Source organism: Pseudomonas sp. PLMAX (assembly GCF_046042685.1).
GTDB lineage: Bacteria > Pseudomonadota > Gammaproteobacteria > Pseudomonadales > Pseudomonadaceae > Aquipseudomonas > Aquipseudomonas putida_AE.
Genome location: NZ_CP064949.1, coordinates 6961462 through 6981770, shown reverse-complemented (window position 1 = coordinate 6981770; position 20309 = coordinate 6961462). Strand labels below are relative to the sequence as shown.

The 20309-nt window shown below is 59.5% G+C and carries 17 protein-coding genes and 1 pseudogene; 15 read left to right on the top strand and 3 right to left on the bottom strand.

Features of this window, described 5'->3' with window-relative positions; genetic code table 11:
- Positions 1–89 precede the first annotated feature (89 nt).
- The gene (gene argA, locus DKB71_RS31920) at positions 90–1388 is read left to right on the top strand and encodes an amino-acid N-acetyltransferase (RefSeq protein ID WP_008064942.1); all 1299 of its coding nucleotides are present in this window, start codon (positions 90–92) and stop codon (positions 1386–1388) included.
- Positions 1389–1492: 104 nt separating this feature from the next.
- Here the strand turns inward: argA and tauA are convergent, their stop codons facing one another.
- Positions 1493–2482 carry a taurine ABC transporter substrate-binding protein gene (gene tauA, locus DKB71_RS31915; RefSeq protein WP_408599278.1) on the bottom strand — a complete coding sequence of 330 codons (990 nt, stop codon included), beginning with the start codon at positions 2480–2482 and terminating at the stop codon, positions 1493–1495.
- Between the two features lie 363 nt (positions 2483–2845).
- On the opposite strand from tauA, the gene DKB71_RS31910 reads away from it, so the two are divergent.
- The 9 genes from DKB71_RS31910 (at position 2846) to DKB71_RS31870 (ending at position 11874) form a co-directional block, all read left to right on the top strand.
- The gene (locus tag DKB71_RS31910; RefSeq protein WP_408599277.1) at positions 2846–4183 is read left to right on the top strand and encodes an OprD family outer membrane porin; all 1338 of its coding nucleotides are present in this window, start codon (positions 2846–2848) and stop codon (positions 4181–4183) included.
- 403 nt (positions 4184–4586) lie between these two features.
- Positions 4587–5927 (top strand): OprD family porin, encoded by a 1341-nt coding sequence (locus tag DKB71_RS31905; protein WP_408599276.1) that lies wholly within the window; start codon positions 4587–4589, stop codon positions 5925–5927.
- 295 nt (positions 5928–6222) lie between these two features.
- Positions 6223–6861, top strand: a complete 639-nt coding sequence (locus DKB71_RS31900) for a peroxiredoxin (RefSeq protein WP_274073633.1) — start codon at positions 6223–6225, stop codon at positions 6859–6861.
- A gap of 331 nt (positions 6862–7192) precedes the next feature.
- A complete protein-coding gene (ssuE, locus tag DKB71_RS31895) occupies positions 7193–7786 on the top strand; it encodes an NADPH-dependent FMN reductase (protein WP_408599275.1) in 594 nt (197 codons plus the stop codon).
- 89 nt (positions 7787–7875) lie between these two features.
- Positions 7876–8856: a sulfonate ABC transporter substrate-binding protein gene (locus DKB71_RS31890; protein WP_408599274.1), complete on the top strand. Its 981-nt coding sequence runs from the start codon at positions 7876–7878 to the stop codon at positions 8854–8856.
- Positions 8857–8882: 26 nt separating this feature from the next.
- Complete coding sequence (ssuD, locus tag DKB71_RS31885; protein ID WP_408599273.1) at positions 8883–10031, top strand: FMNH2-dependent alkanesulfonate monooxygenase; 1149 nt, start codon at positions 8883–8885, stop codon at positions 10029–10031.
- A gap of 8 nt (positions 10032–10039) precedes the next feature.
- Entirely contained in the window at positions 10040–10822 is a 783-nt protein-coding gene (gene ssuC, locus DKB71_RS31880) for an aliphatic sulfonate ABC transporter permease SsuC (protein ID WP_274073629.1), read from the top strand.
- On the top strand, positions 10819–11625 hold the full coding sequence (gene ssuB, locus DKB71_RS31875) for an aliphatic sulfonates ABC transporter ATP-binding protein (RefSeq protein WP_408599272.1): 807 nt from the start codon (positions 10819–10821) through the stop codon (positions 11623–11625). The genes ssuC and ssuB overlap by 4 nt, the downstream gene beginning before the upstream one ends.
- Before the next feature lie 33 nt (positions 11626–11658).
- Positions 11659–11874, top strand: coding sequence for a molybdopterin-binding protein (locus DKB71_RS31870; RefSeq protein ID WP_007967989.1), 216 nt, complete (start codon positions 11659–11661; stop codon positions 11872–11874).
- 94 nt (positions 11875–11968) lie between these two features.
- Here the strand turns inward: DKB71_RS31870 and DKB71_RS31865 are convergent, their stop codons facing one another.
- Together DKB71_RS31865 and DKB71_RS31860 are read right to left on the bottom strand one after the other, a co-directional pair.
- A complete protein-coding gene (locus DKB71_RS31865) occupies positions 11969–12604 on the bottom strand; it encodes a TetR/AcrR family transcriptional regulator (RefSeq protein WP_323625683.1) in 636 nt (211 codons plus the stop codon).
- Positions 12605–12825: 221 nt separating this feature from the next.
- Positions 12826–14202, bottom strand: coding sequence for a glutamine synthetase family protein (locus tag DKB71_RS31860; RefSeq protein WP_274073626.1), 1377 nt, complete (start codon positions 14200–14202; stop codon positions 12826–12828).
- 278 nt (positions 14203–14480) lie between these two features.
- On the opposite strand from DKB71_RS31860, the pseudogene DKB71_RS31855 reads away from it, so the two are divergent.
- From DKB71_RS31855 to DKB71_RS31835, 5 genes and pseudogenes are all read left to right on the top strand, one after another.
- A pseudogene (locus tag DKB71_RS31855) lies at positions 14481–14753 on the top strand (gamma-glutamyl-gamma-aminobutyrate hydrolase family protein); the annotation flags it as partial.
- Positions 14754–14878: 125 nt separating this feature from the next.
- On the top strand, positions 14879–16237 hold the full coding sequence (locus tag DKB71_RS31850) for a glutamine synthetase family protein (RefSeq protein ID WP_274073625.1): 1359 nt from the start codon (positions 14879–14881) through the stop codon (positions 16235–16237).
- Positions 16238–16296: 59 nt separating this feature from the next.
- Positions 16297–17661 (top strand): aspartate aminotransferase family protein, encoded by a 1365-nt coding sequence (locus DKB71_RS31845; protein ID WP_408599271.1) that lies wholly within the window; start codon positions 16297–16299, stop codon positions 17659–17661.
- Positions 17662–17830: 169 nt separating this feature from the next.
- The gene (locus tag DKB71_RS31840; protein WP_406592317.1) at positions 17831–18943 is read left to right on the top strand and encodes a polyamine ABC transporter substrate-binding protein; all 1113 of its coding nucleotides are present in this window, start codon (positions 17831–17833) and stop codon (positions 18941–18943) included.
- Between the two features lie 246 nt (positions 18944–19189).
- A complete protein-coding gene (locus DKB71_RS31835; RefSeq protein WP_274073622.1) occupies positions 19190–20287 on the top strand; it encodes a polyamine ABC transporter substrate-binding protein in 1098 nt (365 codons plus the stop codon).
- The last annotated feature ends 22 nt before the right edge of the window (positions 20288–20309 follow it).

The window sequence follows — 20309 nt, the reverse complement described above, 5'->3', positions numbered from 1 at the left end:
CAAGCCTGTTCCGACGATAACCATCAGCCCGCTGTGCGTTTTACTGTTTCGCCCTTTTTTCGGCTGCTATTTATTACAGGCCCAGGTTCATGCCCGAATACGTCAATTGGCTTCGTCATGCTTCGCCCTACATCAACGCCCACCGCGATTGCACCTTTGTCGTCATGCTGCCCGGCGACGGCGTTGAACATCCGAACTTCGGCAACATCGTCCACGACCTGGTGCTGTTGCACAGCCTCGGCGTGCGCCTGGTGCTGGTGCACGGTTCGCGCCCGCAGATCGAAGCACGCCTCGAGGCTCGCGGCCTGACCCCGCATTACCACCACGGCATGCGCATCACCGATGCCGCGACCCTGGAGTGCGTGATCGATGCGGTCGGTCAACTGCGCATCGCCATCGAAGCGCGCTTGTCGATGGACATGGCGTCGTCGCCGATGCAGGGCTCGCGCCTGCGGGTGGCCAGCGGCAACCTGGTGACCGCGCGGCCGATCGGCGTGCTGGAAGGTGTCGACTATCACCACACCGGTGAAGTGCGTCGGGTTGATCGCAAGGGCATCAATCGCCTGCTGGACGAGCGCTCCATCGTGCTCTTGTCGCCATTGGGCTACTCGCCGACCGGTGAAATATTCAACCTCGCCTGTGAAGATGTCGCCACCCGCGCGGCCATCGACCTGGGCGCGGACAAACTGCTTTTGTTTGGCGCCGACCTTGGCCTGATCGATGAACACGGCCGGCTGGTCCGCGAGCTGCGTCCACAACAGGTGCCGGCGCATCTGCAGCGCCTGGGCAGCAACTACCAGGCCGAGCTGCTCGATGCCGCCGCTGAAGCCTGCCGTGGCGGCGTGGCCCGCAGCCATATCGTCAGCTACGCCGAAGACGGTGCGCTGCTGACCGAGCTCTTCACCCGTGATGGTGGCGGCACGCTGGTGGCCCAGGAGCAATTCGAGGTGGTGCGCGAAGCGGCCATCGAAGACGTCGGCGGCTTGCTGGACCTGATCAGCCCGCTGGAAGAGCAGGGCATTCTGGTACGCCGCTCGCGCGAAGTGCTCGAGCGGGAGATCGAGCAGTTCAGCGTGGTGGAGCGTGAGGGCATGATTATCGCCTGTGCGGCGCTGTACCAGATCGCCGACTCCGATGCCGGGGAGCTGGCGTGCCTGGCGGTGAACCCGGAGTACCGCCATGGCGGTCGCGGTGATGAACTGCTCGAGCGCATTGAAACCCGCGCCCGGGCCCAAGGGTTGAAAACCCTGTTCGTGCTCACCACGCGCACGGCGCACTGGTTTCGCGAGCGCGGCTTCGTGCCGAGCAGCGTCGATCGCCTGCCATCGGCGCGGGCGTCGCTGTACAACTATCAGCGCAATTCGAAGATCTTCGAAAAAGCCCTGTAACCACGAACCCCCTGTAGGAGCTGCCGCAGGCTGCGATCTTTTGACTTTGATTTTTCAAGATCAAAAGATCGCAGCCAGCGGCAGCTCCTACAGGGGATGTTGCGTTATTCCTGGACGAACTTCGCGCTGACATAGGGCGAATAATCCGCCAGTACTGTCTCGACTTTCCCCTGTTCCTTCAAGAATTTCGCCGTCTCGCCAATCGCCTGCGCCGTACCGCCGGCCAGCAGGGCGCCGGTCTGTTGTGCCTTGGCATCCGGGAACGCGGAACCGGCCAGCAGCTCCGGTACGTCGGCGGCGTTGGCACCGGTCAGTTTGGCGATTTTCTGCACCGGCACCGAATCGGCGGTCCAGCTGTCCTTGTGTGCCGCATAGTCGGCAAATGAGTCCAGGGTGACCTTGGCGAAGCGGGCGATGACCTCCGGGTGTTTCTCGGCGTAATCCTTGCGCGCGACCCAGACTTCGAAGGTCGGTGCACCCCATTGGCCGACCTGCGCGGCATCGGTCAAGGTCTTGCCAGTCTTGCGAATTTCCCCCAGGGCGGGCGACCAGACGAACGCGCCGTCGATGTCTCCGCGCTTCCACGCGGCGGCAATTTCCGCCGGTTGCAGGTTCACCACTTTAACTTTCGAGGCGTCCAGGCCCCAGTGCTTCAGCGCACCCAACAGGCTGTAGTGGGACGTGGAAACGAACGGCGTGGCGATGGTCTTGCCGATCAGATCTTGCGGTTTATCGATGCCACTGCCGTTGCGTACCACCAAGGCTTCGGCGGCGTTGATCTGTGCGGAAACGAGGAACGCGACAATCGGCAGATTGCGCGACGCCGCGGCGGCCAGTGGGCTGGAGCCGAGGTTGCCGATCTGCACATCACCGGAGGCGATGGCGGTGACCACTTCCGGGCCACTGTTGAAACGTCGCCAGTCGATTTTCTCGCCAATGGTTTTTTCGTAAAGGCCATCGGCCTGCGGGACTTTGCTGGGGTCGATACCGGTCTGGTAGCCAACCGTGAGGTTCGCCGCATGGGCGGAAAAAGAAAAAATCAACGATACACAAACTGTAACAAATGGTCGGGATAGTGCGCGCTTGGTCGTCATGGCGGCGGCCTTTTCGATAGGTTTTGTGGCGGAATTACTACTAAACCTAATCGATCTAAAAAACGCCTAATAAATACCATTTAGGAATTAGCTTATGAGTCAGCCGCTCTATCCTGAGGTAGGCAAGACGGTGAGCTAAATTCCTAAAGGGTATGAGAAAAGAATTTGTCCGTTCTTTTCAGGTTTATGACGAACTCATGACCCTGCATGGACCAAAAAACCGATGATTAGACTATGGTCGTAGACACACATAGTTACGATTGACTTGTGAGTCACGCTGCGGCGCTAATCGCGAATCTTAGGATCAGGGGCAATTGACCCCCGGCCAGGAATACAAGAATTAGAGACGAGAGGAGTTTAACAATGAACAAGTCCACCTTGGCCCTGGCCGTGACGGTAGGGGTTTTGGCGCAGCAGGCAGGCGCCGCCGGTTTCATCGAAGACAGCAAGGCTTCCGTCAGTTCGCGTACCTATTATTTCGACGCCGATAAGCGTGAAGGCGCGAGCACGCCTGCCAACCGGCAGCGAGAGGCCGCTGAAGGTCTCAAGTTCGACTTCCAGTCCGGCTATACCCCGGGTACTGTCGGTTTCGGTATCGACGCCCAGGCGCTGGTCGGTATCCACCTGGACGGTGGCAAGGGCCATCACCCGGACAACAACTCCTTTACCCCAAGCGATTCCGATGGTTCTGCAGAGAGCGCGTGGAGCCGTCTGGCGGGCAACGTCAAGGCACGTGTCTCGAAGACCGAGGCCCACCTCGGTGGCGCCCTGCAGCCGAACATGCCGATCCTGATCGCGAACGACAGCCGCGTGCTGCCACAGACCTTTGAGGGTGGCACCATCACCTCCAAGGAAATCGACAACGTAACCTTCAACGTGGGTCAGTTGGAACACGCGACAGGTCGCGCCTCTTCCAACAGCACTGGCCTGGCCGTGGCTGGCGGTACTCAGGACAGCAACCAGTTCCGCTACGCCGGTGCTGACTGGAAGGTCACCAAGGACCTGTTGCTGCAGTACTACTACGCGAACCTGGAAGACTACTACAAGCAGAACTTCCTCGGCCTGGTGCACGTTTACCCGATCGCAGCCAACCAGTCGTTCAAGACCGACATTCGCTATTTCGACAGTAGCTCCGACGGCAAGAACGGCCAGGCCGGCTATCAGTTCAACAACAACAACGGCTACGCCAAGACCCCGGGCGAGGTCGATAACAAGACCTGGAGCGCCACGTTCACCTATACCCTGGGCGGCAGTGCATTCCTGCTCGGACATCAGCGTGTCAGCGATGACGGCGGCTTCGTCTTCCTCAACCAGGGCAACGTTGTCGATGGCAACGGTCGCAACGAAGGTGCTGGCGGCGCCAGTTTCTACTCGTTCACCGATGCCACTGTGGCCAGCTTTATCCGTGCCGGTGAAAACACCACCTACGGTCAATACTCCTATGACTTCGCTTCGCTGGGCGTGCCAGGTTTGAAAGCGTCGGCTGCCTACCTGTATGGCCGGGACATCAAGGCCACCAATGGCGTGGGTGATGACCTGAACGAGCGCGAGACCGACCTGCGTGTGGATTACGTGATTCAAACCGGTCCGCTTAAAGGGTTCGGCACGACGCTGCGTCACGGTATGTACCGTGGTAACACCAGTACCCTTGATGAAGACCAGACCCGTCTGATCTTCAACTACACCTACGCCTTCAAGTAAGCCGTAGCCAAAAGCCTCGTCACCGGACGAGGCTTTTTTTCGCGTGCATTTTTATATTCCATAAACAATGCATGTGATGATTTTTTATTCTTTTTAGCTTTTTACTAATCCGCTTAAAGTAAGGCCATCCGACACGCACCGTAAGCTTCGGATCGAGCTTCAAATCCCCGAACACCCAACAACACCGGAATCGGTTTTATCGCCGACAACCTCGGGTCAGCGCTGTCGGGTCATATTCCTAAATGCGATTAAAAGTGATTTTTCAATTCTTTTTAGGATTATGAAGGAGTATTCTGCGCGGCCAAAAAAAACGACCGATCCAGACGGTCTGGCGCCAATGGCGCTTGCGGATCCAGGGCATTCGACCCAGGACCAGGAATTAGAAAACGATAGGAGCGAAACAATGAACAAGTCCACCTTGGCCCTGACTGTGGCCGTAGGGGTTTTGGCGCAGCAGGCAAGCGCCGCCGGTTTCATCGAAGACAGCAAGGCAACGTTGGGGCTGCGCAACTTCTACATCAACACCGACTACCGTGACGGTACCGGTCCGAACAAAAACGAAGAATGGGGCCAGGGCTTCGATCTGCGTTTCACCTCCGGTTACACCCAAGGCCCGGTTGGCTTCGGTATTGATGCGATCGGCCTGTTGGGCGTGAAGCTGGATTCGGGTGGCGGCACCAACGGTGCTTCCAACAACTCCTACGGCGGTACTGTTTTCCCGAGCAAGTCCAACGGCGAAGCCGTTGATAACTTCTCCAGCCTGGGCCTGACTGCCAAAGCCAAGATCTCCCAGACCGAGCTGAAACTGGGCACCCTGCAGCCAAAACTGCCAGTGATCGTGACCAACGACGGCCGTCTGCTGCCACAAACCTGGCAGGGTGGCCAACTCACCTCGGGCGACATCAAGGACCTGACCCTGATCGGTGGCCAGATCGAGCAGGTCAAAGGCCGTAACTCGAGCAACAACGAACAGCTGTCGATCTCGGGCGCCAACAGCCGTGCCACAACAGGTCGTGACAGCAACAAGTTCATCTACGCCGGTGGTGACTACAAGCTCACCAAAGACCTGACGGCCCAGTACTACTACGGCAACCTCGAAGAGTTCTACAAGCAACACTTCCTGGGCCTGGTGCACAACTGGTCAATCGGCCCAGGTGTGTTGAAGTCGGACCTGCGCTACTTCAACAGCACCGATGACGGTGCCAACGGCCACGATCCGCTGTACTACACCACCGGCAATTACAACGCGCCGAGCGGTAAAGGCAAGGTCGACAACAACCTGTACAGCGGCCTGTTCCTGTACACCGTTGCCGGTCACACCTTCGGTGGCGGTTATCAGGTGAGCAACGGCAGCAGCGACTTCCCTTGGCTGAACCAGGGCGACGGGTCGTCGGCCTACATCATCACCGACTCGCAAATCCAGAAGTTCGCCCGTGCCGGCGAACGCACCTGGCAGGCGCGCTACTCCTATGACTTCGCCAAGCTCGGCGTACCTGGCCTGACGGCGGGTGTGGTGTATCTGCATGGCGATGACATCGATACCGTCAACGCTGCCGGTCGTGAAGCGGCCAGCGGCGCTTCCGAGTGGGAACGCGACCTGACCGTGGGTTACGTGGTCCAGTCCGGTGCGTTGAAAAACCTCGGCGTGATGTGGAAAAACGCCACCTGGCGCACCGATCTGCCGAATACTCGTTCCCAGGACGAGAACCGCCTGATCGTCAGCTATTCGATCCCGCTGCTTTAACAGCGCTCGGGTAACCAGAGGTAAAAAAAGCCCCACCCGGCATCACGCCGGGCGGGGCTTTTGTGTTTTCAAGGCGGGCTCACCCCCGTAAACCCGCCAGGAAAGTCCCCTCTTTTGCAGCAACTCAAGGCCTTCTCGAACCTTGGGGCCGATGTTCGGCGCGATGGCTTCGCGCGTCCAGTGAAGAGAAGTTTAATATTCAATTTAGTGCTAAATAAATCGATATTTATTCTTTTTAATAGATAAAAAATACAGGCACAGTTGAGCTCATCCAGCACTCACAAGGAGCAGCACCATGGGCCTCAGACTCGGCGATATCGCCCCCGATTTCGAACAGAATTCCAGCGCTGGTGCTATCCAGTTCCACCAGTGGCTGGGCGATAGCTGGGGTGTGCTGTTTTCCCATCCGGCCGACTTCACGCCGGTGTGCACCACGGAGCTGGGCTTCACCGCCAAGCTGAAAGATGAATTCGCCAAGCGTGGGGTCAAGGCCATCGCCCTGTCCGTCGACCCGGTGGAATCGCACCACAAGTGGATCGAAGACATCAACGAAACCCAGGGCACCCTGGTCAATTTCCCGATTCTCGACGACGCCGACCGCAAGGTCTCGGACCTGTACGACCTGATCCATCCGAACGCCAACGACACCCTGACGGTGCGTTCGCTGTTCGTGATCGACCCGAACAAAAAGGTCCGGCTGACCATCACCTACCCGGCGAGCACCGGGCGCAACTTCCATGAAATCCTGCGGGTGATCGACTCGCTGCAACTCACCGACAACTACAAGGTGGCCACCCCGGCCAACTGGCAGGACGGTGACGAGGTGGTGATCGTGCCGTCGCTCAAGGATGAAGATGAAATCCGCCAGCGTTTTCCCAAGGGCTATCGCGCAGTGAAACCGTACCTGCGCCTGACGCCGCAGCCAAACAAATGAGTCATTGAGCTTTGTGCTGTGGCAGATGCCGCCTTCGCGAGCAAGCCCGCTCCCACAGTGACCGCGTACCCCCTGTGGGAGCGGGCTTGCTCGCGAAGGCGGCGGGTCAGGCAACGCAGTGTCAAGAGTGAAATGCATCCATAAAGCAGGGGATTTCAGGTCGTTTTAACGGCCTGTTTTTTGCCTGGAAGAAACTGACTCGCATATCTCTTAAACGAATAACCAAATGAATAAATATGATTTATAGATATATAAATCACCTGTTAAGGTCACTGCATCAAAGCGAGATCGCAAGCCGCGAATCGCCAACACCGTTTAAGGAAGTCTCTCAATGCTGGTCGTCTCACTGGGTGGCAGTCCCAGCCAGCGCTCCCGATCCGGGGTGCTGCTGGATCGCTCCCGACGTTGGTTACAAGAGCGGGGCGTGGAAGTGGTGAGTTATCAGGTACGGGACTTCCCGGCCGAAGACTTGCTGCACGCACGCTTCGACAGCCCGAAGGTCGTCGATCTGCTGCAACAGATTGAAAACGCCGATGGCCTGCTGATCGCCACGCCGGTGTACAAGGCTTCGTTTTCCGGAGCCCTGAAAACCGTGCTGGACCTGCTGCCCGAACGCGCCCTGAGCCACAAGGTGGTGCTGCCGATGGCCACGGGGGGCAGCATTGCCCACATGCTGGCGGTGGATTATGCCCTCAAGCCGGTGCTGTCGGCATTGAAGGCCCAGGAGCTGCTGCAAGGGATTTTCGCCGTCGACAGCCAGATCGCCTATGGCGAAGGCAGCGCCCTGGCGCAGTTGGCGCCGGAGCTGGAGCAACGACTGGACGAGTCGCTGGAGCTGTTTTTCAGCGCCATGGCACGACGGTCCAGGCCGCTCGATCCGAACCTGTTGAATGATCGTTTGTTGAGTGCTCGCTGGAGCATTTAAACCTCATCGAAATTTGAAGTACTGGCCTTACTCGCCCGCCAACGGGCAAGCAGGTGCAGCCAAAACCCCACTGCAAAAAGGAGAGCGCCATGCGCCCTGTCATTTTGCGTCGCGGTCTGGTCGCTCTGTTTGCTGCGGCTGTCACCTTCGGCGCCATTACACAAGCTCAAGCCGAGACACTCCGTATCGGTTATCAGAAATACGGCACCCTGGTGCTGCTCAAAGCCAAAGGCACCCTGGAAAAACGCCTCGCCGCCCAAGGCGTCGACGTGCAATGGACTGAATTCCCCGGCGGCCCGCAACTGCTCGAAGGCCTGAACGTCGGCTCCATCGACTTCGGCGTCACCGGCGAAACCCCGCCCGTGTTCGCCCAGGCAGCGGGCGCGGATCTGCTCTACGTCGCCGACGAACCGCCAGCGCCGCACAGCGAAGCGATCCTGGTGCCGAAGGACTCGCCGATCAAATCGGTGAAGGACCTCAAGGGCAAGAAAGTCGTGCTGAACAAAGGCTCCAACGTGCACTACCTGCTGGTGCGCGCCCTGGAAGACGCCGGGCTCAAATACACCGATATCCAGACCGTCTTCCTGCCGCCGTCCGATGCCCGCGCCGCGTTCGAGCGTGGCAGCGTCGATGCCTGGGTCATCTGGGACCCTTACCAGGCCGCCGCCGAACAGCAGCTGCAAGCGCACACCCTGCGCGATGGCCAGGGCATCGTCGACAACCACCAGTTCTACCTCGCCACCAAGCCCTATGCGCAGAAAAATCCTGAGGTGATCAAGACCCTCGTGGAAGAAGTGCGGGCAGTCGGCGAATGGTCCAAAGCCAACCCTGAAGACGTGACCAAACAGGTTTCGCCACTGCTCGGCCTGCCGGCGGACATCACCCTGACTTCGGTGAAACGCCAGGGCTACGGCGCGTTGTTCCTGACCCCGGAAGTGGTCGCCGCCCAGCAGAAAATCGCCGACAGCTTCTACCAGCTCAAGCTGATTCCCAAGCCGCTGAGTATCAAAGACGTGATCTGGACGCCACCGGCGGCCGTTGCCCAAAGCTCAGTAACCAAAGCCCAGTAAATTCGAACCCCCAAGGAGACCACTCCATGAGCCTCAATATCTTCTGGTTCCTGCCTACCCACGGCGACGGCCATTACCTTGGCACCGCCGAAGGCGCTCGCGCCGTCGATCACGGTTACCTGCAACAGGTCGCGCAAGCGGCGGATCGACTGGGCTTCGGCGGGGTGCTGATTCCCACCGGGCGTTCCTGCGAAGACTCGTGGCTGGTGGCGGCGTCGCTGATCCCGGTGACCCAGCGTTTGAAATTCCTCGTCGCCCTGCGCCCCGGGATCATTTCCCCGACGGTGGCAGCGCGGCAGGCCGCGACCCTGGATCGTCTGTCCGGCGGTCGTGCGCTGTTCAACCTGGTCACCGGGGGCGATCCAGAAGAGTTAGCCGGCGACGGTCTGTTCCTCAGCCATGAAGAGCGCTACCAGGCCTCGGTGGAATTCACCCGCATCTGGCGTCGGGTGCTGGAAGGCGAAACCGTCGACTACGACGGCCAGCACATCAGCGTGAAGGGCGCCAAGTTGCTCTATCCACCGATCCAGCAACCGCGTCCGCCGCTGTACTTCGGCGGTTCGTCGGAAGCGGCGCAAGACCTCGCAGCCGAGCAGGTCGAAATGGTCCTGACCTGGGGTGAGCCACCGGCCGCCGTTGCCGAGAAAATCGCCCAGGTGCGCGCCAAGGCCGCCAAGCTCGGGCGCACCGTGCGCTTCGGTATTCGCCTGCATGTGATCGTGCGTGAAACCAACGCCGGGGCCTGGCAAGCGGCTGATCGATTGATCTCGCACCTGGACGACGACACCATCGCTCGCGCCCAGGCTTCGCTGGCGCGCTTCGATTCCGTTGGCCAGCAACGCATGGCCGCGCTGCACGGCGGCAATCGCGACAACCTGGAAGTCAGTCCCAACCTGTGGGCCGGTGTCGGCCTGGTGCGCGGCGGTGCCGGCACAGCGCTGGTGGGTGACGGCCCGACCGTTGCGGCGCGCGTGAAGGAATACGCGGACCTGGGGATCGACACTTTTATCTTCTCCGGTTATCCACACCTGGAAGAGTCGTATCGCGTCGCCGAGCTGCTGTTCCCGCACCTGGATATCGAACGTCCGGAGCTACCGAAAAGCACCGGCTACGTCAGCCCGTTTGGCGAGATGGTCGCCAACGACATTCTCCCTAAAGCCGCGTCCCAGAGCTGAGGCGCGCCATGAAGAAGATCATTCACAGCCTTGCGCCCTGGGCGTTGCCAGTCTTGCTCTTGGCGGTGTGGCAGTTGTCGGTGTCGGCGGGCTGGTTGTCGACGCGGATTCTGCCGGCGCCCATTGCCGTGATCGAAGCCGGTGTGAACCTGGTGCGCAGCGGCGAAATCTGGACGCACCTGGCAATCAGCGGCTGGCGCGCGGCGCTGGGTTTCGCGATCGGCGGCGGCATCGGCCTGACCCTGGGTTTTATCACCGGCCTGTCGAAATGGGGCGAGCGCCTGCTCGACAGCTCGGTGCAGATGATCCGCAACGTGCCGCACCTGGCGTTGATTCCACTGGTGATCCTGTGGTTCGGCATCGACGAGTCGGCGAAGATTTTCCTGGTAGCGTTGGGCACCTTGTTCCCGATCTACCTCAACACTTATCACGGCATCCGCAACGTCGATCCGGCGTTGGTGGAAATGTCGCGCAGCTATGGTCTGTCCGGCTTCAGCCTGTTCCGCCAGGTGATCCTGCCGGGGGCGCTGCCCTCGATCCTGGTCGGTGTGCGTTTTGCCCTGGGTTTCATGTGGCTGACGCTGATCGTCGCGGAAACCATTTCCGCCAGTTCCGGCATTGGCTACCTGGCGATGAACGCCCGGGAGTTCCTGCAGACCGACGTGGTGGTACTGGCGATTCTGCTCTACGCGGTGCTCGGCAAACTGGCCGACCTCGCCGCCCGTGGACTTGAACGTGTGTGGCTGCGCTGGCATCCGGCTTATCAGGTCGTCAAGGGAGGTGCCGCATGACTGCTCAACAACCTCCACGCTTGCTGCGCGGAATTCCGCTGGCGGTGCGCAAGCTGCAAAAAACTTTCGGCTCGCGGCAGGTGCTGCGTGAGATCGACCTGCACATTCCGGCGGGTCAGTTCGTCGCGGTGGTCGGTCGCAGTGGCTGTGGCAAAAGCACCTTGCTGCGTTTGCTCGCGGGCCTCGACAAGCCTACCGGTGGTGAATTGCTGGCCGGCTCCGCGCCGCTGAGTGAGGCGCGGGAAGACACTCGCTTGATGTTCCAGGAAGCGCGTCTGTTGCCGTGGAAAAAGATCATCGACAACGTCGGCCTGGGACTCACGGGCAACTGGCGGCCAAAGGCGCTGGAAGCGCTGGAAGCGGTCGGCCTGGCGGATCGCGCCAACGAGTGGCCGGCGGCCCTGTCCGGTGGGCAGAAGCAACGGGTGGCGTTGGCTCGCGCATTGATCCACCAACCGCGCTTGCTGTTGCTTGACGAGCCATTGGGCGCCCTGGATGCGCTCACGCGAATCGAGATGCAGCAGCTGATCGAGCGGCTCTGGCAACAGCACGGCTTCACCGTGTTGCTGGTGACCCACGACGTCAGTGAAGCGGTGGCAATTGCCGATCGGGTGATCCTGATCGAAGACGGCGAAGTGGGCCTGGACCTGCACGTGGAACTGCCGCGCCCTCGGGTTCGTGGCTCCCACCGGCTGGCGGCACTGGAAACCGAAGTGCTCAACCGCGTGCTGTCACTGCCCGGCCAACCGCCGGAACCGGAACCTGTTTCACCCTTGCCTACGCAGTTGCGTTGGGCTCAATAACTCAAGCCTCAATCAACGACAGGAATCAATATCATGACTATCAAGGCCATCAACGTACGCAACCAGTTCAAAGGCTCGATCAAGGAAATCGTTCTGGGCGATGTGCTGTCGGAAATCGACGTGCAGACCGCTTCCGGGATCGTCACGTCGGTGATCACCACTCGTTCGGTGAAAGAGCTGGAGCTGGCGGTGGGCAGCGAAGTGATCGCGTTCGTGAAATCCACCGAGGTGTCGATCGCCAAGTTGTGATCGCCGGTGTTTTCAAAGTCAAAAGATCGCAGCCTGCGGCAGCTCCTACAGGGGAACGGATTCCTCTGTAGGAGCTGCCGCAGGCTGCGATCTTTTAAAGCGCAACGCGCTTGGGCAGGTAAGGCGGCAAATACAGCCCCAGGTACGCATCGAACACCCGCATCCCTTCCTCGGCCATGCGCGGCGTGATCTGCCCATGCTGCTGCACCGAGCGCGCATACACCCGATCACCGAGCTCCATGGCCAGGGCAAACACATCGACATCGTTCGGCAGCTTCGGCAGCTCGAAGTGGTGGTCGAACAGCTTGTGCATCAGGTCGCCCAGTTCGATGTCGTGCTGGCGGTCGGCCTGGGTCACTTCGGTCAGGCCGTGTTGGGCGAGGATGAGTTGCCGGGCGGCGGCGTCTTCGCTGTAGATCTCGAGCATGCGTTGCTCCACCAGTCGCGACAGGTCACGCCAGCCGCTCAAGGCGCCATGGTCGATGGGTGCTTGCAGGCAGGCGCGGAAGGCCGCGTGGACGTCAGCGGTCAGCGCTTCGAGCAGGGACGGGACGCTGGCGAAGAAGTGGTAGACGGAGGAGGGTGGGATCTGCGCGCGTTCGGCGACACTGTAGATCGACAGACTGGCCACGCCCTCGGCGGCCAGCAGCGTGCGGGCGGCGTCGAGTATCGAATCGATCCGGGCCTGGCTGCGGGCGCGGGGTTTGCGAGCGGTGGCGGTGCGCGTCATTGGAGTCTCCTGCGGGGCAGGGGGCATTGTACGAGCAGGTATCTGTGTTGTCTGCCAGGACGCCTTCGCGAGCAAGCCCGCTCCCACACTTGAACTGTGTACGCAGGACAAATGTGGGAGCGGGCTTGCTCGCGAAGCAGGCGACTCGGTGCAACTGAAATTACCCATAAAAAAACGCCGCAGGCTTTGCGGCCGACGGCGTTTCTTTTCACTGCAACCACTTAAACGGTATGCAGGTACCAGTTGTACTCAAGGTCGGAGATGGAGTGTTCAAACTCCTCCAGCTCACTCTCCTTGCAGGCCACGAAGATATCGATGTATTTCGGATCGATGTACTTGGCCATGACCTCGCTGTCGTCCAGCTCGCGCAACGCATCGCGCAGGTTGTTCGGCAGGCTCTGCTCGTTCTGCTCGTAGCTGTTGCCTTCGACCGGTGCGTTCGGCTCGATCTTGTTGACCAGGCCGTGGTGCACGCCTGCCAGGACCGAAGCCATCAGCAGGTACGGGTTGGCGTCGGCGCCGGCCACACGGTGTTCGATACGCACGGCATCGGCGGAGCCGGTGGGTACGCGAATCGCCACAGTGCGGTTGTCCAGGCCCCAGCACGGGGAGTTCGGCACATAGAACTGCGCGCCGAATCGACGGTAGGAGTTGACGTTCGGGCAGAGGAAAGCCATCTGCGCCGGTAGGGTCTCGAGCACACCGCCGATCGCGTGACGCAGCGCGGCGTTCTGCTCGGGATCCTCACTGGCAAAAATATTCTTGCCGTCCTTGTCGAGAATCGAAATGTGCACGTGCAGACCGTTGCCCGCCTGGCCCGGGTAAGGCTTGGCCATGAAGGTGGTGTCCATTTCATGGTCGTAGGCGATGTTCTTGATCAGGCGCTTGAGCAGTACGGCGTAGTCGCAAGCCTTGATCGGGTCGGCCACGTGGTGCAGGTTCACTTCGAACTGCGCCGGGGCACTTTCCTTGACGATGGCGTCGGCCGGGATGCCTTGCTCTTTCGCACCTTCCAGGATGTCCTGGAGGCAGTCGACGTATTCGTCGAGGTCGTCGATCAGGTAGACCTGTGTCGAGTGCGGGCGTTTGCCGGAGATCGGCGAGCGCGGCGGTTGCGGACGACCGTTCACGTTCTCCTGGTCGATCAGGTAGAACTCCAGTTCGAACGCGGCGCAGATGGTCAGGCCCATTTCATCGAACTTGGTCACGACTTGTCGCAGGACTTCCCGCGGGTCGGCGAAGAAAGGATCACCTTCGAGTTCGTGCATGGTCATCAACAGTTGCGCGGTGGGGCGCTTCTGCCATGGCTCGTTGCACAGGGTATCGGGGATTGGATAGCAGATTCGATCGGCGTCGCCGATGTCCAGGCCCAGGCCGGTGCTTTCCACCGTGGAGCCGTTGATATCCAGAGCAAATAGAGAGGCCGGCAGGTTGATGCCTTTCTCGTAAACCTTGTGGAGGCTGGTGCGTTCGATGCGCTTGCCGCGCACCACACCATTCATATCCGCAATCAGAAGGTCAACGTACAGAACCTCAGGATGTTCCTTAAGGAACGCGTTCGCTTCGTTAAGCTGAACGGCACGCGGGGGTACCGACATGATGCAACACCTTTGTTGTTAAAAATATCAATCATTGATCTTTTCGGATTCCAGTCAACCCGAACGGCTTGCCGAAGTCAAGCGAGGCCTTTTTTGCCCTAAAAAAGCGCTCGTGTGGCTTTTTTGAGGCGCTTTGGGGCGTTTTTACCCCCCTTGGCCGTTTGACGCCCGCAGGCTTGAGCGGGCCGTGTTGTATTTTTTACGGGGGTGTTGTGTAAAAAAATGAACAAGGCTAAGCTCGAATCAAACCCATAACAGCAATAATACCGGGGTGCTTCATGTCTCGCCTGCCGATAATCGGCGTCACCGCCTGCTCTTTGCAGATCGGTCTGTATGCTTATCACAGCAGTGGCGACACCTGCGTCAGCGCCGTGGCCGCAGCGGCTCCGGACCTGTCGGTGATCTTCCCGTCCCTGGCGGATCGACCGACCCCGTCCGATATTCTGGACGGTCTCGACGGCACACCCATTACGGTTACTCCATTCAATATAGAACCGATTCACAATAGCGGCTCGGCCATCGTGCAGGGCACCGCTCGCGATTCTGCACGCCTGTCATGCGCAGAAGTACACACAAGCACGATAGCCTGGCGCAAACTTGCATTTCAACGCGACGCCGATGCGTCAACTACTGCCTGACTCCCAAGAGTCAGGAAACTCAAAGCCTAGAGGCATTTATGAGTAACAACCTCGACCAGCTCACCGATTGGTTGAAAGACCACAAGATCACAGAAGTCGAATGCATGATCGCCGACTTGACCGGGATCACCCGGGGCAAGATCTCGCCGACCAACAAATTCATCGCCGAAAAGGGCATGCGCCTGCCCGAGAGCGTTCTGCTGCAGACCGTGACCGGCGACTATGTCGAAGACGACATCTATTACGAGCTGCTCGACCCGGCCGACATCGACATGATCTGCCGTCCCGACCAGAACGCAGTGTTCCTGGTGCCATGGGCCATCGAACCGACCGCCCAGGTGATCCACGACACCTACGACAAGCAGGGCAACCCGATCGAGCTGTCGCCGCGCAACGTGCTCAAGAAGGTCCTCAAGCTCTATGCCGACCGGGGCTGGCAGCCAATCGTGGCGCCGGAGATGGAGTTCTACCTGACCAAGCGCAGTGACGACCCGGATTATCCGTTGCAGCCACCGGTCGGCCGTTCCGGTCGCCCGGAAATCGGTCGCCAGTCGTTCTCCATCGAGGCGGCGAACGAGTTCGATCCGCTGTTCGAGGACGTCTATGACTGGTGCGAACTGCAGGAACTGGATCTCGACACGCTGATCCACGAGGACGGCACGGCACAGATGGAGATCAACTTCCGTCACGGCGATGCCCTGTCCCTGGCCGACCAGATCCTGGTGTTCAAGCGCACCATGCGCGAGGCCGCACTCAAGCACAACGTGGCCGCGACCTTCATGGCCAAGCCGATGACCGGCGAGCCTGGCAGCGCTATGCACCTGCACCAGAGCATCATCGACATGGAGACCGGCAAGAACATCTTCTCCAATGAAGACGGGACCATGAGCCAGCTGTTCCTCAACCACATCGGTGGTTTGCAGAAGCTGATTCCGGAACTGCTGCCGCTGTTCGCCCCCAACGTCAATTCGTTCCGCCGCTTCCTGCCGGACACCTCGGCGCCGGTGAACGTGGAGTGGGGCGAAGAGAACCGCACCGTGGGCCTGCGGGTGCCGGATGCCGGGCCACAGAACCGTCGCGTGGAAAACCGCCTGCCGGGCGCCGATGCCAACCCGTACCTGGCCATTGCCGCGAGCTTGCTGTGCGGCTACATCGGCATGGTCGAGGGCCTGAACCCGAGCGCGCCGGTGGTGGGCCGTGGTTATGAGCGCCGCAACCTGCGCCTGCCACTGACCATCGAAGACGCGCTCGAGCGCATGGAAAACAGCGCAACCATCGAGCGTTACCTGGGCAAGAATTTCATCACTGGCTACGTCGCGGTCAAGCGGGCCGAGCATGAAAACTTCAAGCGCGTCATCAGTTCGTGGGAACGGGAATTCCTGCTTTTTGCCGTCTGATGCGCCGGGCGCCGCCGTTGTCGGGTGGCGCTCTCACCTGGATTTTTTAGGAGATTGGTATGACCAGCAACAATCCGCAAACCCGTGAATGGCAAACCCTGAGCAATGATCACCACCTGGCTCCGTTCAGCGACTTCAAGCAGCTGAAAGAGAAAGGCCCGCGGATCATCACCAATGCCAAGGGCGTCTACCTGTGGGACAGCGAAGGCAACAAGATCCTCGACGGCATGGCCGGCCTGTGGTGCGTGGCCATCGGTTACGGTCGCGATGAACTGGCCGATGCCGCCAGCAAGCAGATGCGCGAACTGCCGTACTACAACCTGTTCTTCCAGACCGCCCACCCGCCGGTACTGGAGCTGGCCAAGGCCATCGCCGATGTCGCGCCAGAAGGCATGAACCACGTGTTCTTCACCGGTTCCGGCTCTGAAGGCAACGACACCATGCTGCGCATGGTTCGTCACTACTGGGCGATCAAGGGCCAGCCGAAGAAGAAAGTCATCATCAGCCGCAAGAACGGTTATCACGGTTCCACCGTGGCCGGGGCGAGCCTGGGTGGCATGACCTACATGCACGAACAGGGCGACTTGCCGATTCCGGGCATCGTCCACATCGCCCAGCCGTACTGGTTCGCGGAAGGCGGCGATATGACCCCTGAAGAGTTCGGGATCTGGGCGGCCAACCAGCTGGAAGATAAAATCCTCGAAGTCGGCGTGGACAATGTCGGCGCCTTTATTGCCGAGCCGATCCAGGGCGCTGGCGGTGTGATCATTCCGCCAGACAGCTACTGGCCGCGCATCAAGGAAATTCTCGCCAAGTACGACATCCTGTTCGTGGCGGACGAAGTGATCTGCGGTTTCGGCCGTACCGGCGAGTGGTTTGGCAGCGATTTCTACGACCTCAAGCCAGACATGATGACCATCGCCAAGGGCCTGACCTCCGGCTACATCCCCATGGGTGGCCTGATCGTGCGCGACGAAGTGGTGGACGTGCTCAACGAAGGTGGCGACTTCAACCACGGCTTCACCTATTCCGGGCACCCGGTGGCCGCGGCAGTGGCGCTGGAAAACATCCGCATCATGCGCGATGAAAAAATTATCGAGCGCGTCCACGCTGAAACGGCACCGTATTTGCAGAAACGTTTGCGTGAACTCAACGATCATCCTCTGGTAGGGGAAGTTCGTGGGGTCGGTCTGCTGGGGGCGATCGAACTGGTTCAGGACAAGGCCACTCGCAAGCGCTATGAAGGCAAGGGCGTCGGCATGATCTGCCGGCAGTTCTGCTTCGATAACGGGCTGATCATGCGTGCCGTGGGCGACACCATGATCATCGCGCCACCGCTGGTGATTACGCCTGCGGAAATCGATGAGTTGGTGACCAAGGCGCGCAAGTGCCTGGACCTGACCCTGAGTGCGTTGCAGGCCTAAGTGCTAGGCTCTGGGCGCAAGGCATGAAACTTTCGCCCGGAGCCGTGAGAAAGGCTGGCCTTTCCTTGAAAGACCGCCTCGGATCTTGCCAGACTAGCCGCGGTTCCAGTTGTCCGGGTTCGGCCGCTGAACAAAGTGGTTCAAAAAAGAAAAATTTGGAGCATTACGCATGAAGGCATTAGGAAAAAAGCTTGCTGGCAAGACCCTCCTCGCCATGTCCCTGATGGGCTTGATGGCGGGCGCGGTTCAGGCGGATGACAAAGTTCTGCACGTGTATAACTGGTCCGATTACATCGCCCCGGACACCATTAAAAAGTTCGAAGACGAGTCGGGTATCAAAGTCGTCTATGACGTCTTCGACAGTAACGAAACACTCGAAGCCAAGTTGCTGGCAGGCAAGTCCGGTTACGACATCGTCGTACCGTCGAACAACTTCCTGGCCAAGCAGATCAAGGCCGGCGTTTACCAGAAGCTGGACAAGTCCAAGCTGCCTAACTGGAAAAACCTGAACACTGACCTGCTCAAGGCCGTGTCGGTCAGCGACCCGGGTAACGAACACGCTTTCCCGTACATGTGGGGTTCGATCGGTATCGGCTTCAACGCCGAGAAGGTCAAGGCTGCGCTGGGTGCCGACGCACCGACCAATTCCTGGGATCTGCTGTTCAAACCTGAAAACGCCGCCAAGTTGAAGTCGTGCGGTATCAGTTTCCTCGACTCGCCGACCGAGATGATTCCGGTGGCATTGCACTACCTGGGCTATCCAACCGACAGCCAGGACAAGAAACAACTGGCCGAAGCTGAAGCGCTGTTCCTGAAAATCCGTCCTTCGGTAGGCTACTTCCACTCGTCCAAGTACATCTCCGACCTGGCCAACGGCAACATCTGCGTGGCCGTGGGTTACTCGGGTGACATCTATCAGGCCAAGTCCCGCGCGGCTGAAGCCGGCGACAAGGTGAAAGTCAGCTACAACATTCCGAAAGAAGGTGCAGGCAGCTTCTACGACATGGTCGCCATCCCTAAAGATGCCGAAAACGTCGAAGGCGCCTACAAGTTCATGACCTTCCTGCAGAAGCCGGAAATCATGGCTGAAATCACCAACGCCGTACGCTTCCCGAACGGTAACGCCGCCGCTACGCCATTGGTTGATAAAGAAATCACTGACGACCCGGGCATCTACCCGCCGGCGGATGTATTGGCCAAGCTGTACGCGATTGCCGACCTGCCGGCCGCGACCCAGCGGATCATGACCCGCAGCTGGACCAAGATCAAATCCGGTAAATAAGGAGTAAGTAAAACCTCTGTAGGAGCGAGCTTGCTCGCGAAAAAAATCGCAACGCCGCGGGGTGTCAGGCACCCAGCGTTATCGTTGACGACCATCGCGAGCAAGCTCGCTCCTACAAGGGTCTTCATAAAGTTTGCTGGAACGGTTTTTCGAGGGTAAGTTGCGCGCCGGTTTAGTTGCCAGGCAGCCATGGCTGTCATGTAACACGGGGCAACTTGAGCCCAACTCATTTTAGAGGACCTCCACTTGCCTATTTTTTCTTTGTTGCGCAATGCCATGTTGATCGGCGCCGGACTGACACTCGCTGCCAGTGTCCAGGCTGCCGGTACCGTGCATATTTATAACTGGTCGGATTACATCGGCGAGACCACCCTGGCCGACTTCCAGAAAGCCACCGGAATCAAGCCGGTGTATGACGTATTCGATTCCAACGAAACCCTGGAAGGCAAGTTGCTGGCCGGGCGCACCGGTTACGACGTGGTAGTGCCGTCCAACCACTTCCTCGGCAAGCAGATCAAGGCCGGGGCATTCCAGAAGCTCGACAAGTCGCAGTTGCCGGATTATTCGAACCTCGACCCGGTGCTGCTCAAGCGCCTGGAGCAAAACGATCCGGGTAACCTGTACGCCGTGCCGTACCTGTGGGGCACCAATGGCATCGGTTACAACCCCGAAAAGATCAAGGCTGCGCTGGGCGTCGACAAGATCGACTCCTGGGCCGCGGTCTTCGAGCCGGAGAACATCAAGAAGCTGCAAAGCTGCGGCGTGGCGTTCCTCGATTCCGCCGATGAAATGATGCCCACGGTCCTCAACTACCTGGGCCTGGATCCCAACAGCACCAACCCCGAAGACTACAAGAAGGCTGAAGCCAAGTTGCTGGCGGTGCGGCCTTACGTGACCTACTTCCACTCCTCCAAATACATCGCGGACCTGGCCAACGGCGATATCTGCGTGGCGATCGGTTTCTCCGGCGACATGTTCCAGGCCCGCAACCGCGCGGCCGAAGCCAAGAAAGGCGTGGACATCGTCTACTCGATTCCCAAGGAAGGCGGCGCGCTGTGGTTCGACATGCTGGCGATTCCCAAGGACGCCGCCAACGTCAAGGAAGCCCACGCGTTCATCAACTATCTGTTGAAACCCGAGGTGATCGCCCAGGTCAGTGACTACGTTGGCTACGCCAACCCTAACCCGGCGTCGGACAAGCTGATGGAACAGTCGATTCGCACCGACGAATCGGTTTATCCACCGCAATCGGTCCTCGACAAGACCTACGTGTCCATCGAACTGCCGCCAAACATTCAACGTTTGATGACCCGCAGCTGGACCAAGGTCAAGTCGGGCAAATAGCTTCAAGGCTCAAACTATCCAA